Consider the following 13,312-nt stretch of genomic DNA (forward strand, 5'->3'; position numbering starts at 1 on the left):
GCGAGGGGATCGCCGTCGATCGGGTGGGCAAGCGCTTCGGTGCCCGGTGGGTGCTGCGGGATCTATCCTTCGCGCTTGCGCCGGGCGCGTTGCTCGGCTTGGTCGGGGCCAACGGGGGTGGCAAGACGACAACCCTGCGGATGTTGGCCGGCCTGCTTCGCCCCGACGAGGGCACGGGCAGGGTTTTCGGCTACGACATCGCGCGCCCTTCCAATGCGTTGCGCCGCCAGGTCGGCTATATGAGCCAACGGCTGTCGCTATATCCCGAGCTCAGCGTCGCGGAGAATCTCTCCTTTCGCGCAAGGGTCTTGAAGCTGCCTCGCGCTCGTTCGGCAATCGCAGAGTCCATCGATCGTCTCGGCCTTGCGCCGGTGACAAACATTCGTTTCGATCGCCTGTCGGGCGGATGGGCACGGAAGGTCCAGTTCGCCGCCGCGACCATACACCGGCCGAAACTTTTGTTGCTGGATGAGCCTACGGCGGGCCTGGACGCCGCCAGCCGCCACATCTTCTGGCGTTGGCTGACCGAGTTTGCATCGGAAGGTCACATCGTGATCGTCAGCACGCACGATCTGGCGGAAGCGGAACGCTGCCCGGCGATCCTCCATTATGTTGCCGGAAAGGCGGAAGGGCCGATGTCGCCCTCGACGTTGATCGGCACCGCCGGATGCACCACCCTGGAGGAGGCGGTGCTGAGCATGACCGCTGATCCCGGTTGATGAACACCGCGCAGACCATAGCCGCGATCGCAGGGGTGGAATTGCTCCGACTGATCCGGTCGCCGACCAGCTTCACTCTGTTGCTGGTCGTTCCCGCCTTGCAACTCCTGCTGTTCGGTCATGCCGTTCGCCCGACCGCGGATCAGGTGAAGCTCGCCGTCGCCGGTCCGGCGGCGTCGCAGGATCGCATCCTGCGACTCACTGGCGCAGCGGGACTCAAGGTTGTTGCCCACCACCTTCCGCCAGGCAGCGCCGAGGCGATGGTTCGCAGCGGTCGCGCATCGGTGGCGGTCGAACTGCCCACTGGCCCTTTTGCGCCGGTTCGCACGGTGATCGACGCGAGCGAACCCGGCCTTACCGCCAAGGCCGAATCTCAGATTCAGGCGATCTATTGGCAAGCGCTCGCCGAAAGAAATGATGTCGCCGATTACGGACCTCGGTTGCACATCGAGCGGTTGTTCAATCCCGGCGAAAGGTCGGACTGGGCTTTCCTGCCGGCGCTGACCGGCACCATCATGATGATAAGCATGCTGATGCTGGGCACGCTAAGCATGGCACGCGAACGCGAACTCGGAACCTGGGAAGCACTGATCGCCATGCCGGTGAACCGCGGCGAACTGCTGGCGGGCAAGATCGCTCCGCTCGTTGTCATCGGTTCGGCGCAGGGGGTAATCGTGCTCGCGCTAAGCGCCGGCATTTTTCAGTTGCCGCTGCGCGGCAGCATTTTCGCGCTCGTCGCGCTCATGCCGATCTTCGCAGCGGCGCACCTCGTGCTGGGATATGCGCTGGCGTCTCGCGCCCGCACCCAACTGGCGGCGCTTCAGGGAGCGGTCGCCTTCTATCTTCCGGCGATGCTGTTGTCGGGTTTCCTCTATCCGTTCGAGACCCTGCCGCCCTGGGCGCAGGCATTGGGCAGGATATTCCCTCTGACCCACTTTGTCCGTGCGTCACGCGACGCGACGCTGCGGGGCGCGGATGCCGGCACGGTGCTCCTCCACGGGTCGCCGATCGCTCTATTCTTGGGCGCGGCCCTCATGCTGGCGTTCGCTCAACATCGCGCTCGGCTCGATTGAGCGCGCTGTAACGACAGGAGCAGTTTGCGCGAACTCCCTTGCGAACACCGCTTTCCCGATCGGCGCCGGTCATCGGGGATCAACACCGGAGATCGCCATGTCACGGTTTAGTCTGTCCGCGCTGCTTCCCGTCGCAATGCTCGCCGCCGCGCCCGCTTACGCGGCCGAGTTCCGCGATTTCGATCAGGCTTCGTTCGCTGCCGCCCAGGCGCAAGGGCGACCGATCCTGATCGACGTTCACGCCTGGTGGTGCCCGGTCTGCGCTTCGCAGGCCCGCACCATCAAGCGGACGGTCACGGCGCGCGAATATGACCGGCTGATCGTGTTTCGGATCAACTACGACAAGCAGAAGCCGCTTTGGCGGAGTTTCGGCGTCCGAAAGCAGGCGACCCTTATCGCCTATCGCGGCCGGCAGGAGATCGGGCGGATCGAGTTTATGACCGACAAGGAGAAGATCGCCGCTCTGCTCGCTTCGATGGTGAGTTGATGCATCCGTATTTCCATTGGCCGTTGGCAATGCCCGTGCAGGCGCGATCATGAGCGACGCACTGAGCCCCGTTCTGGCTTTCGCGGCCGGTGCGCTGACCATCCTGTCGCCCTGTGTCCTGCCGCTCGTTCCCATCGTCCTTGGTAGTGCCGCGCAGAAGCACCGCTTCGGGCCGTTCGCGCTTGCGGTCGGACTTGTCGTCTCGTTCACCATCACGGGCTTCGTCGTCGCCGCGTTCGGCGAAGCCCTGGGCCTGGACGGCGAGATCGTTCGGGTGGTTGGAGCGGTCCTGCTGCTGTTGATCGGCCTGGTTCTCCTGGTTCCACAATTCCAGATCGTGACCGAGCGCGCCGCTGGGCCACTTGCGAGCTGGGCGGCTGGGCATCAGGCCGGGCTGGAACGGTTCGGACTGGCGGGCCAGGCAGGGATCGGACTGTTGCTCGGCCTGGTCTGGAGCCCCTGTGTCGGGCCGACATTGGGTGCGGCAACCGTGCTGGCGGCCCAGGGCCAGGATCTCGCCGAAGTCGCTTTGGTCATGGCCGCGTTCGGGCTCGGTATCGCGAGCATGTTATTGGCGCTCGCTTTGGCAACACGCGGGATGATCGCGCGTTGGCGCGGTCGGTTGCTGCGCGTGGGCGGCGGCGGAAAGAAAGTGCTGGGGGTGCTTGCAATTGCGGTGGGATTGCTTGTTGTGACCGGCACCGACCGGATCGTCGAGGGCCTGGTGGTCAGTGCCTCGCCCGATTGGCTGAACGATCTCACCACGTCCCTCTGAAGGCCATGCGACCAAGCTCGTTTGGTGAGCTGACAACAGAGCCGCCGGGAGATCGATTCCGGCGGCCCAAGAGCAAGGTCAACCATCTGGTCCGCTCACGCAGGCAATTTGTCAGCCAAGGCATTCCTAGGCGTCGCGAGACCGATACCGCTCGATTCGTCGGTAGTCAGCACGCGCTTGTCGGATATATCCACGATCGCGCCTGCTTAACCCGCCGGCGGATAGTTTGACGGGAACAGCGCCCTGCGGGTTTCCTCGTCATAGTCCTTTTTGAAGACGTGACCGGCGCCAACCTGTCGTGCGCGCGTGACCGCGGGGCGACCGTCGATCATGTCGAACCACCGCTTGATATTCGGATATGTTGCCAGCGGCTCGTCCGATCCCGGTAGCACGAAGGTTGCGCGGTCGATCCAACCCCAGGCGGCCATGTCGGCGATCGTGAAACCGTCGCCCACGATGAACGCGCGGCCGATCAAATGCTCGTCGAGCACCTGGTAGTGGCGTTCGGCCTCGCGCCGGTAGCGATTGACGGCGTAGCCGACGTCGGGCGCCATGCGCTGGAAATGCACCGCCTGGCCGGAAAAGGGGCCAAGCCCGGAGGCGACAAAGAACAGCCACGAAAGCAGCTCGGGGCGGTCCTTATCCGAACCGAGAAACCGGCCGGTCTTCTCGGCGAGATACAGAAGGATCGCGTTCGAATCGAATATGCGCGTTTCACCTTCACCGCCGGGCCATTCAGTATCGACGATGGCGGGCACCTTGCCGTTGGGGTTGATCGCCCGGAATCCGGGCTGATGCTGCTCGCCCTTGCTCGTATCGACGGGCACCAGCTCATAGTCGAGGCCGGCTTCCTCAAGGAAAAGCGCGATCTTCGCCGGATTGGGCGTGGGGTGGAAGTAGAAGCGGATCATGCGATTGGCCTTTTCTGGATGCGGAAGCTACGGAGTCCGAACATTGTACCGGAGAGGGTTGGCTCCCTCTCCGGTCCCTTGGTGCGACCCGAGGGAAACCGGCAATCATTTGATCCTCAAGCCAGGAACGCAGATAAAGCCCAGCCGCTTCAACCGTGTCCGCCATGTCGCTTTCCCTGGCGAGTTGATCGCAAAGGCTCGCGAAACTCGCACCCGAGATGACTATCTCAATCGCGCAGCGCTCCCCAGCTTCGATCGTGGCGAAATGAGGTTGCAGGCCGATGCGCCATACGCGCACCCAGCCCGGCGCGGGGAGCAGTTCGGCCGGTGGGACGTCTTCCTCGGCGACGATCGCGTTCCATATCGCGCCACAATTGGTCTGGACGGGCAGCAGCGACAGAGTGGGGACGAATTGGATTCCGGCATTGTCCCAATCGACTTCGCTCAGCCGGGCCGCGTCGAAAGCCTCTGCATCCGGCCCGTCGAAGGCGCGTCGCAACGCCCAGTCGAGCGCCGCGATCTCGGCGACTTCCGGGTCATCGGGATAGATGTCCGCGAGAGTATCGCCGAATCCCAACCCATAGTCGTTCAGTGTCCAGCTCTCCGGGGGATGAGCGGCGATATGATGACGCGCTGCCGCGTCGAAGGCAGCGTCGCCAAGCCAGGCCCACAATCGTTCGTAGCTGTCCTTGAGACACGCGGCGAGCTGGGCGCCGTAAGCGTTGCGGTAAACATCCAGGCCAGGCTTGCCGGCGGCAGCGATCGCGCGCGAAATATCATCCGGCTCATCGACCAGATAGCCAATGAAATCGCGCTGGAGGTCGAGCAAGCTCATGCCGCCGCCGCCATCGACCGGGTGACAACGGAACGAGCCTGATCGAGTTCGGCAAGCAACTCGCCGAGCGGCGGGATGTTGTCGTCGCGCTCGATCATCGTCGCTACCGGGCCAAGCTGCGGGTAGAGGCGGCCGAACAAATCCCAAACGGGATCACACACCGGTTGGTCGTGGGTGTCGATCAACCGCTCGCGCCCCTGGCTGTGGCCGGCAAGGTGAATCTGGCGGACACGCTCGATCGGCACGCCGGCGAGATAGTCCAGAGGATCGAAGCCGTTGTTGGAGCCGCTCACATAAATGTTGTTAACATCGAGCAGGAGGAAGCAGCCCGTGCGCCGCGTCATTTCGGTAAGGAACGCCCATTCGGTCATCTGATCCCGGGCGAACGTGAGATAGGTCGAAGGATTCTCGATCACGAGGGGCCGCTCGAGCACGTCCTGGGCGTGCCGGATGTTGGCGCAAACGGCGTCGAGCGATTCCTCTGTGAACGGGAGCGGCAGGAGATCGTGCGAGTTGCGATGCGCGATGCGCGACCAACTCAGATGGTCCGAGACCCATAGGGGCCGCACACGATCCGCCAAAACCTTCAGTCGCAGCAGATAGTCATCGCGGAGGCCGTCAGCAGAGCCGAGCGACATTGACACGCCATGCATCGCCACCGGCCATCGTTCGCGCACCCGATCAAGCACGTAGAGCGGCCGGCCACCCGCGACCATGAAGTTCTCGGAAATGATCTCGACGAAATCGACCGGAACGGTCTCGTCAAGAAAGTGCTGGAAATGCGGAATCCGCAAGCCAAGCCCAAAGCCCTGAAAAGACACCTCTCCGTCATTCAGCATCGCCAACTCCGTCGCGGCGCGTCGGGGAATGCCCGGCACCGTTTTCGAGTTCGTGGCACATGCCGCTTGGGTTACAGACAAACCTGGAAAACCATTCTACCAGCGCAGCAGCCGTGGCCCCGCGACGGCGCCGGCGAAACCGGATGCGGCAAGGCCGAGCGAATACCAGAGCATGACAAAGCCGGGCGAGCTTTCGGCGCAATGCAGCCCGTATATGGTCGCCCCGGTGGCGCCGGCGACAAGCCCGGCGGTCGCTCCGGCTGCGCGCAGACGGGTTGGCGCGAGACGCGACAAAGCGAACATCAAGCCCGCGTACACAGGCGCGGCGAACGTGACTACATAGACCGGGCATTGCCGCCAGCTTGCACCCATCCAAAAGCTCGTCTCCGAGCTCTTCGGCGTGATCGCCAGATGCAATATGGTGACTAGGACAAGCAGAACGAGAGGCGGCGCAAGGATCTGCAGCCATTGGGGTTCCTCGGCATCCGGCCGGCCAAGCAGGTCGAGCGCCGTGAAGCTGATCCATGCGACCGAAAGGGTGTAGAATGCCTTGATCCAGAACGCCGTGGTCAGTAGTGCCGGGACGATGTCCTGACGCACGCCCAAGGAAGGCCAAAGGAGAAGCCCGGCAAGCGCGGTCGCTCCGCCGAGAAGCCATCCGCGTCGCAGCGTCGCGGTAGAGGCACCCGCTTCCACTGGCCGCAGATCGCGGGCAAGTTTGGCAATCAATGCTTCGGTATTCATCACATGCTCCGTCGGCGCTCGACGGACGGGCCTCCACGCCGCGAGCTTATATCCATTCGCTATGCGCGTTGGATTGGTTACGAATCGTCGGCGGCTGTAACCGTCCAGCCAGCCAGTCCGAACTTCCAATGCCGTCGAACGAAGGCTTGGGAGACATGCGATGCGAACGATCGTGATTTCTGTGGCATTCGCTGTCGCAGCAGGCGGGGGTCTGTTTTCGCTGCAAAGCGATCGGGGCTCGGCCGAACCGCTTTCGCGCGGCACCGGCAGGCCGGTGCTCGTCGAACTCTATCAGAGTCAGGGCTGTTCGAGCTGCCCCCCGGCCAATGCCAATATCAACGCGATCGCCGACCGGCCCGATGTGATCGCGCTGTCGTTTGCTGTTACCTATTGGGACTATCTCGGCTGGAGGGACAGTTTCGCAAAGCAGCAATTTACCCAGCGCCAGTGGGACTATGCTCGCTACAATCATCTGCCAAATGTGGCGACGCCGCAGGTTTGGATTAACGGTCGGACCACGATCGTAGGCAACAACCGGAGCCAGCTCGAAACCGCCATTCGCGTGGCGAACGATCCCGGCCCGGCCTTGTCGATCAACGCGGGCAAGATCTCGGTCGGCGCGGGACGCGCCCCGGCCAGCGGCGCCGATGTCTGGATGGCCCGGTTCGACCCGCGCACGATCGCCGTGCCGATCCGCGCGGGAGAAAATGGCGGGCGCACGCTGCCGCACCGAAACATCGTGCGACAGCTCGTGAAGATCGGCCATTGGTCGGGCAGCGGCGCCACATTCGACCTTCCGGGCGGACAACAGGGCCTGTCGACTACCGTATTCCTTCAGGCGGGGACTGGTGGGCCAGTGATCGCGGCTGCGAGATCATAACGCGCTAATGTAACCGCCTGTGCGCCTGGACCGAATGAGAGGGTGAGCGCCCAGCATCAAAGAAAGTGAGCATAGATGACTCTTGTCCGACTTCTCCCTCTTGCCGTCGTCGCAGTGATCGCGGCGCCAGCCGAGGCGCAGCCGGTTCGGCCTTTTAGCATGGCTGCACTCAAAGCAGCGCAGGCGGCCGGAAAGCCCGTGCTCGTCGACGTCCATGCGCCCTGGTGCCCGACCTGCCGTGCGCAGGCCCCGACGATCGACAGCCTGGCGACCGATCCGGCCTATCAGTCGCTGACCATCCTGCGGCTCGACTATGACCACCAAACCGCAGAGAAGAAGGCACTGGGCGTCAGGATGCAGAGCACTCTCATCGCCTACAAGGGACGAACGGAAGTGGGGCGCATCGTTGGTGTCACCGACCCCGCACAACTCCGGGCGTTCGCGGCGACCGCGCTCAAATAGGCATGATGCCGGGCCTCGATCGTCGCGGCATGATCCTTGGTCTGGGCGCAGCGGCGGTTGCGCTGACGACGGTCGCCGGGGCCATCGGGATACCCTCCTATGACGACCCCGACGATATGTATGCCGCGCTGCGCGCGCAACCGGCCCTGTCTCTGGCCGAGCGCGGAGGAACAATTCGGCTGGTCTTCGCTGACGGCGCTCCGCTGCTCGATCGCGAGCGGGTGACGGCATGGGTTCGGCGCGCGGCGACGGCGGTAACGGCCTATTTCGACCGCTTCCCGGTGCGGGACTATGGCTTGCTGGTCATCGCGCAGCGCGGTGATCGCGTCGGCCATGCCACGACCTTCGGCTATGCCGGCTCGGCAACCCGCATCCATGTCGGCACGGACGCGACGGAGCAGGCGTTCGCAGAAGACTGGGTTCTCATTCACGAGATGGCGCATACCGCACTTCCCGACTTGCCGCGCCGCGCGCTGTGGCTTCAGGAGGGCAACGCCACCTATGTCGAGCCGATTGCCCGAGCGCTTGCCCGACAGATTCCCGCGTCTGAAGTTTGGCGGCAGGCGGTTCTCGGGATGCCGAAAGGCGAGCCGGGGCCCGCAGATGCGGGAATGGACGGAACGCACGCCTGGGGGCGCCTTTATTGGGGCGGGGCGACGTTCTGGCTGCTGGCGGAGATCGCGGTCGACCAGGCGAGCAAGGGCACGCGCTCGCTTCGCGACGCACTGCGGCGGATCAACCGGGAGAGCGGCGGCAACATCGTGGATTGGACGGCTGAGCAGATGATGGCGGTCGGCGACGCGGCGATCGGGCAGAACATTCTGAGCGGCCTCTACGCAAGGTTCGCCGAGACCCGCATCGCGACCGACTTACCCGAATTGTTTGACCGCCTGGGCATCCGGTTGGACGCATCGGGCGGGTTGCGCTTCGATGATATGGCGCCGCTGGCCGACCTGCGACGGCGTATCACCGCCGCGTAGCGGGATCAGCGTCGCAGTGCGGAGACAAGCTCACGTCGCCGCGGACGGAACGTCGATCTCGAAATCGCCTGCGCCGTGACGCTCGGGCAATTGCAGCTCGGGCGGGCCGAAGGTCGTGTTCACCCGGCGGCCCCGTTTCACCGCCTCCCGCCCACTGACTTGCGCGGCCCAGCGGAGCAGGTTCTTATAGTCCTGGACGGCCAGAAACGCCTGCGCGTTGTAGGACGTGCCGCTCACGAGCACGCCATACCAGGGGAAGATTGCCATATCGGCAATCGTGTATTCGCCGCCCGCCATATATTCGTGCGTCGCCAGATGCGTGTCGAGCACATGGAGCTGGCGCTTGGTTTCCATCGCGTAGCGGTCGATCGCATATTCGATCTTGATCGGCGCATAGGCGTAAAAATGGCCGAACCCGCCACCCAAGAACGGCGCTGAACCCATTTGCCACATCAACCAGTTCATCGTCTCGGTGCGCTTGTGATGTTCGGTCGGCAAGAAAGCGCCGAATTTCTCGGCGAGGTAAAACAGGATCGAGCCGCTTTCGAACAGCCGGGTCGGCGGATCGGTCGAATGATCCATCATGGCCGGGATCTTGGAATTGGGATTGATCGCGACGAAGCCGGAGCCGAACTGATCGCCCTCCCCGATCTCGATGAGCCAGGCGTCGTATTCCGCGCCTGAGTGACCGGCTGCCAGCAACTCCTCCAGCATGATCGTGACCTTCACGCCATTGGGCGTTCCCAGCGAATAGAGCTGAAGCGGATGGCGCCCGACAGGAAGCTCCTTCTCGTGCGTCGCGCCGGAAACCGGCCGGTTGATATTGGCGAACTGGCCACCATTTTCCTTGTCCCACATCCAGATTTCAGGCGGAACATAGCTGGCCGGTTGATTGCTGGCGGCGGCATCTTCGGTATCGGCCATGCGCGTTTCCCTTGTTTGGCGTCTGACGGAAGCGGATTCGCCGCGGAGCCATCTCGTGGAAACCGGGCGTCCGCAGGCGGATGTTATAGCAGTCGCGCGAGGATTTCGCCGCCGCCGCCTCTCGGGTTACAAATGATCGGCAATTTGCGTGACGGCAACGGGCGGCATTCCGCTCGGTCGAGGCGCGCTCGCACCCGGCCTGTAACCCACTATCTCGTCCGGGCGTATGGCCTTGTAGGCGCCACACAAGGAAAGTCTGCCGCGACGTGCTTCTGATCCTCCTTGCTTTTGCCGGCGGCGCGCTGACCATTCTCAGCCCGTGCATCCTTCCGGTCCTGCCCTTCGTCTTCGCACGCGCAGACAAGCCGTTCCTCCGAAACGGCCTGCCGATGCTGGCGGGGATGACGCTGATGTTCGCCGCGGTCGCGACGCTGGCCGCGCTCGGCGGCGGCTGGGTGGTTGCCGCGAACCAATATGGCCGCGCCGCCGCGCTGCTGCTGCTTGCGGGCTTCGGCGTCACGCTGCTGTTTCCGGCGCTGGCGGATCGGCTGACGCGGCCGATCGTCGCTTTGGGTGATCGCCTGTCGCGTAACGCCGGCGAGGCGTCGGGCTTTCTGCCTTCGGCGCTGCTCGGGATTGCGACCGGCCTGCTGTGGGCGCCCTGCGCCGGGCCGATCCTCGGTATCATCCTGACCGGGGCCGTGCTCCAAGGGCCTGGCACGACGACGACATTCCTCTTGTTCGCCTATGCTGCCGGAGCGGCGGCGTCCCTGGCGTTGGCGTTGCTGGTCGGCGGCCGGCTTTTCCGGGCCATGAAGCGGTCGCTGGGGGTTGGCGAATGGATTCGGCGTGCGGCAGGCGGGGCAGTGCTGCTCGCCGTGGTGGCGATCGCGCTCGGGCTGGACACCGGCTTCCTGTCCCGCGTGTCGCTAGCCGGCACGACATCCATCGAGGAACGGCTGCTCGGCGCTTTTCAAATGAATTCAGCACCCGAGAAGAAGAACGAAGACCTTGCTGTCGAGGGAAGGATGCCGCCACTGTCCGGTGCCGTGACCTGGCTCAATTCCGGCCCGCTCACGGCCGAAGCGTTGCAGGGAAAGGTCGTGGTCATCGACTTCTGGACCTATTCCTGCATCAACTGCCTGCGCTCCTTGCCCTATGTCCGAGCCTGGGCGCAAAAATATCGGGATCAGGGCCTCGTGGTCATCGGGGTCCATACGCCCGAATTCGCTTTCGAGCATGATGTCACGAATGTTCAAAAGGCGCTCCGTGATCTCGGCATCACCTATCCGGTCGCGGTCGACAACAACTATGCGATCTGGCGCGCGTTCAACAATCACTTCTGGCCGGCCCATTATTTCATCGACGCCCGAGGGCGCGTCCGTCACCACCATTTCGGTGAAGGCGACTATGTGGGCTCCGAGCGAGTGATCCAGAAGCTGCTGACGGAAGCGCGCGCCGGCTTCGCTTCGAGCGAGACGGTCCAGGTCAGCGGAACCGGCGCGGAAGCTGCAGCCGCACGCGGCGATGTCCGGTCGCCGGAAACCTATGTCGGCTATGCGCGTGGTGAACGCTTCGCGTCGAACGGCGGGATAATCAAGGACCGAAACGCGACCTACCGACATGGCGCCTTGTCGCTCAATAAGTGGGCGCTGGCCGGCGACTGGACCGTCGGCGGCGAGCACGCGATACTCGCGAAGCCTGGCGGCAGGATCGCCTATCGCTTTCATGCGCGTGACCTGCACCTCGTCCTGGGCGCCTCGAATGGAAAGCCGGTTCGCTTCCGCGTGACGATCGACGGGAAAGCGCCGGACAAGGATCGCGGCGTCGATATTGATGCAGCGGGCAATGGCATCGTCACCGGCGAACGCCTCTACCAGCTCGTGCGCCAGAACGGGCCGATCCGGGATCGCACCTTCGAGATCGAATTTCTGGACGCCGGTGTTCGGGCTTTCGCCTTCACGTTCGGCTAAGCGATCAATCGCCGTTCCGCCCGGCATTGCCCCGCTCAAAAGGCGGAAGGCCGCATTCGGCGGCGCGGTGTCCGGTGCAGCCGTGTAACCAAAGGATGTTGGCCATCGAAAGGTCAAGCGGATCATCACCGAAGGAGCGATTTCATGACGCGTACGCACAAGCCTCTTTTCATCGCGCTGAGCGTTTCGGCCGCCTTGCTCGTTACCGCATGCGGCGGCAATGCCCCCGATGGCAATGACGACGCCATGTCCGCCAACGAAGCGACGGGAAGCATGGCCGAGGGAGTCGGCGCCATGTCCGACACGAACGCGATGATGGAAGGCCCGGAGAGCGCCGCGGTGAAGGAAGGGACCGAAAATGACGCGATGTCATCGGACGGGAAAATGGCGTCAAACAGCATGATGCCCATGGGACAATGAAGCTTTTTCCCGATGGGTGCCTGTTCTGGTGTTCTCGTTCGACCCATCGCGCTCCCGCGGTCACGCCGCGCGATCATCGATGGGCCGAAAGTGCGGCCGGGCCAGGAGTCGCCAGAGCCGCTCGAGCGGTCCATGATAGTGGGTCGCCAACCACGGTTTGGACCAGAGCATCGCGAGAAGCGCTGCCAGGAGCGGAAAGACATAGGCCTCGGCGCGACCGATGCGGCCGTAAAGACCGAGGCCCCACCCGTAAAAGGCAAAACCGAATAGCAGGCTCGTACCGAGATAGTTTGTGAGCGAGGCCCGGCCGACGGCGGCGATCCGTTCATACCAGGCCCTATGTGCGATCCGCTGGATCAGGAGAATCAGCGCGGCCACCCATCCCAACACCATAACCATGTCGAACGGGGTCGACCAGACCAGGGCATTGGCACCGACGATGATGGCGGCGAAGCCGCTGGCGAAGGCCCAACACGCCAGCAAGGCCAGCGGGACGCCGCCCAGGACAAACCCGCCGAGCGCCCAGCGGTGATAGCGCGCGCGGGACCAGGTGCCGGTCAGAAAACCGGTGCGCAGCATGACGACGCCAGTGAGCATGCCTGCCAGCGTTATCGGCAGGTAGGCGAGCAGCCCCAATAGCGGTGCCGAAAAATTGGTGAGCCGCCGCGCAAGAAGAGGCCAATATTCGCCCCGATAGAGGGCAAGCTGGGCCTCGATCATATCGGGGTCCGAACCGAACATCCGTTCGGGCACTGCGAGCAATCTGGCTTCCGCGGGATGTGCTTTTACATAGGCATAGGCATAGGCATTGAGCCAATTGACCCCGACATAGCCGAGCGCCGCCATATGGATCGCGGCGAGCAATGCGATCCACAGCATCAAGTTGCCAGGCGACGACCTGCGGAACAACGGCAGCAACAGTCCGGTGACGGCATACAGGCGCAGAACATCGTTGGCCGCGACCAGGATGCCGTGGAACAGGCCGAACATAAGCAGCCAGGCCATTCGCGAAACATGGGCTCGGACAGCACCGTTTGCGCCTGCCCTTTCCATGGCGAGCATCGCCCCCGCGCCGAAGAGAGCCAGGAACAGGCCGCGCATCTTGTCTTCGATAAAGACGAAGCTCAGCGCCCAGAGGACAAGATCGGTCATGCCCGTTCCACCCCAGACGCGCGGATTGTAGTAGGCTGCGCCAGGCATCGAGAAAAAGAAGACGTTCATGAACCCGATGCCCATGACCGCGAAGCCGCGAATCCCGTCCAGCTCCCGGCAACGCTCCGTTTCGGGCAT

At 63.7% G+C, this 13,312-nt stretch carries 15 protein-coding genes; 9 read left to right on the plus strand and 6 right to left on the minus strand.

Translation table 11 applies throughout. The features are described from left to right. The first annotated feature begins 23 nt into the window (after positions 1-23). From KRZ98_RS17740 to KRZ98_RS17755, 4 genes are all read left to right on the plus strand, one after another. Entirely contained in the window at positions 24-719 is a 696-nt protein-coding gene (locus KRZ98_RS17740; RefSeq protein WP_368389848.1) for an ABC transporter ATP-binding protein, read from the plus strand. Further along, the gene (locus KRZ98_RS17745; protein WP_217674753.1) at positions 719-1,792 is read left to right on the plus strand and encodes an ABC transporter permease; all 1,074 of its coding nucleotides are present in this window, start codon (positions 719-721) and stop codon (positions 1,790-1,792) included. The genes KRZ98_RS17740 and KRZ98_RS17745 overlap by 1 nt, the downstream gene beginning before the upstream one ends. 97 nt (positions 1,793-1,889) lie before the next feature. Continuing rightward, the gene (locus KRZ98_RS17750; protein ID WP_217674754.1) at positions 1,890-2,279 is read left to right on the plus strand and encodes a thioredoxin family protein; all 390 of its coding nucleotides are present in this window, start codon (positions 1,890-1,892) and stop codon (positions 2,277-2,279) included. Positions 2,280-2,328: 49 nt separating this feature from the next. Then, entirely contained in the window at positions 2,329-3,054 is a 726-nt protein-coding gene (locus tag KRZ98_RS17755) for a cytochrome c biogenesis CcdA family protein (protein WP_217674755.1), read from the plus strand. Between the two features lie 206 nt (positions 3,055-3,260). Here KRZ98_RS17755 and KRZ98_RS17760 read toward each other — a convergent pair whose 3' ends face one another. From KRZ98_RS17760 to KRZ98_RS17775, 4 genes are all read right to left on the minus strand, one after another. After that, positions 3,261-3,965: a glutathione S-transferase family protein gene (locus KRZ98_RS17760; RefSeq protein ID WP_217674756.1), complete on the minus strand. Its 705-nt coding sequence runs from the start codon at positions 3,963-3,965 to the stop codon at positions 3,261-3,263. Further along, entirely contained in the window at positions 3,907-4,800 is an 894-nt protein-coding gene (locus tag KRZ98_RS17765; RefSeq protein WP_217674757.1) for a putative DNA-binding domain-containing protein, read from the minus strand. Before KRZ98_RS17765 ends, KRZ98_RS17760 begins: the two co-directional genes overlap by 59 nt. Continuing rightward, positions 4,797-5,639 carry a DUF692 domain-containing protein gene (locus tag KRZ98_RS17770; RefSeq protein WP_217674758.1) on the minus strand — a complete coding sequence of 281 codons (843 nt, stop codon included), beginning with the start codon at positions 5,637-5,639 and terminating at the stop codon, positions 4,797-4,799. Before KRZ98_RS17770 ends, KRZ98_RS17765 begins: the two co-directional genes overlap by 4 nt. Before the next feature lie 96 nt (positions 5,640-5,735). Then, positions 5,736-6,383 carry an NrsF family protein gene (locus KRZ98_RS17775; protein ID WP_217674759.1) on the minus strand — a complete coding sequence of 216 codons (648 nt, stop codon included), beginning with the start codon at positions 6,381-6,383 and terminating at the stop codon, positions 5,736-5,738. Positions 6,384-6,543: 160 nt separating this feature from the next. Here KRZ98_RS17775 and KRZ98_RS17780 point away from each other — a divergent pair, with 160 nt between their 5' ends. The 3 genes from KRZ98_RS17780 to KRZ98_RS17790 all read left to right on the plus strand — a co-directional run bounded on the left by KRZ98_RS17780 (position 6,544) and on the right by KRZ98_RS17790 (position 8,705). Further along, a complete protein-coding gene (locus KRZ98_RS17780; RefSeq protein WP_217674760.1) occupies positions 6,544-7,263 on the plus strand; it encodes a thioredoxin family protein in 720 nt (239 codons plus the stop codon). A 159-nt stretch (positions 7,264-7,422) separates the two neighbouring features. Beyond that, the gene (locus KRZ98_RS17785) at positions 7,423-7,725 is read left to right on the plus strand and encodes a thioredoxin family protein (protein ID WP_217674761.1); all 303 of its coding nucleotides are present in this window, start codon (positions 7,423-7,425) and stop codon (positions 7,723-7,725) included. A 2-nt stretch (positions 7,726-7,727) separates the two neighbouring features. Beyond that, positions 7,728-8,705 (plus strand): hypothetical protein, encoded by a 978-nt coding sequence (locus KRZ98_RS17790; RefSeq protein WP_254798621.1) that lies wholly within the window; start codon positions 7,728-7,730, stop codon positions 8,703-8,705. Positions 8,706-8,735: 30 nt separating this feature from the next. On the opposite strand, the gene yghU is transcribed toward KRZ98_RS17790, so the two are convergent. Then, on the minus strand, positions 8,736-9,629 hold the full coding sequence (gene yghU, locus KRZ98_RS17795) for a glutathione-dependent disulfide-bond oxidoreductase (protein ID WP_217674762.1): 894 nt from the start codon (positions 9,627-9,629) through the stop codon (positions 8,736-8,738). Positions 9,630-9,895: 266 nt separating this feature from the next. Here yghU and KRZ98_RS17800 point away from each other — a divergent pair, with 266 nt between their 5' ends. Both KRZ98_RS17800 and KRZ98_RS17805 read left to right on the plus strand, forming a co-directional pair. After that, entirely contained in the window at positions 9,896-11,602 is a 1,707-nt protein-coding gene (locus KRZ98_RS17800; protein WP_217674763.1) for a cytochrome c biogenesis protein DipZ, read from the plus strand. Between the two features lie 144 nt (positions 11,603-11,746). Beyond that, entirely contained in the window at positions 11,747-12,022 is a 276-nt protein-coding gene (locus tag KRZ98_RS17805; protein WP_217674764.1) for a hypothetical protein, read from the plus strand. A 60-nt stretch (positions 12,023-12,082) separates the two neighbouring features. On the opposite strand, the gene KRZ98_RS17810 is transcribed toward KRZ98_RS17805, so the two are convergent. Continuing rightward, positions 12,083-13,312, minus strand: coding sequence for a DUF418 domain-containing protein (locus KRZ98_RS17810; protein WP_217674765.1), 1,230 nt, complete (start codon positions 13,310-13,312; stop codon positions 12,083-12,085).

It is taken from the genome of Sphingobium sp. AS12, assembly GCF_019097845.1.
In the GTDB taxonomy this organism is placed as follows: domain Bacteria; phylum Pseudomonadota; class Alphaproteobacteria; order Sphingomonadales; family Sphingomonadaceae; genus Sphingobium.

Coding starts and splice junctions, on each gene's coding strand:
- KRZ98_RS17745 (WP_217674753.1), top strand. CDS start 719: ATGAACACCGCGCAGACCATAGCCGCGATCGCAGGGGTGGAATTGCTC.
- KRZ98_RS17750 (WP_217674754.1), top strand. CDS start 1,890: ATGTCACGGTTTAGTCTGTCCGCGCTGCTTCCCGTCGCAATGCTCGCC.
- KRZ98_RS17755 (WP_217674755.1), top strand. CDS start 2,329: ATGAGCGACGCACTGAGCCCCGTTCTGGCTTTCGCGGCCGGTGCGCTG.
- KRZ98_RS17760 (WP_217674756.1), bottom strand. CDS start 3,965: ATGATCCGCTTCTACTTCCACCCCACGCCCAATCCGGCGAAGATCGCG.
- KRZ98_RS17765 (WP_217674757.1), bottom strand. CDS start 4,800: ATGAGCTTGCTCGACCTCCAGCGCGATTTCATTGGCTATCTGGTCGAT.
- KRZ98_RS17770 (WP_217674758.1), bottom strand. CDS start 5,639: ATGCTGAATGACGGAGAGGTGTCTTTTCAGGGCTTTGGGCTTGGCTTG.
- KRZ98_RS17775 (WP_217674759.1), bottom strand. CDS start 6,383: ATGAATACCGAAGCATTGATTGCCAAACTTGCCCGCGATCTGCGGCCA.
- KRZ98_RS17780 (WP_217674760.1), top strand. CDS start 6,544: ATGCGAACGATCGTGATTTCTGTGGCATTCGCTGTCGCAGCAGGCGGG.
- KRZ98_RS17785 (WP_217674761.1), top strand. CDS start 7,423: ATGGCTGCACTCAAAGCAGCGCAGGCGGCCGGAAAGCCCGTGCTCGTC.
- KRZ98_RS17790 (WP_254798621.1), top strand. CDS start 7,728: ATGATGCCGGGCCTCGATCGTCGCGGCATGATCCTTGGTCTGGGCGCA.
- yghU (WP_217674762.1), bottom strand. CDS start 9,629: ATGGCCGATACCGAAGATGCCGCCGCCAGCAATCAACCGGCCAGCTAT.
- KRZ98_RS17805 (WP_217674764.1), top strand. CDS start 11,747: ATGACGCGTACGCACAAGCCTCTTTTCATCGCGCTGAGCGTTTCGGCC.
- KRZ98_RS17810 (WP_217674765.1), bottom strand. CDS start 13,312: ATGCCCGAAACGGAGCGTTGCCGGGAGCTGGACGGGATTCGCGGCTTC.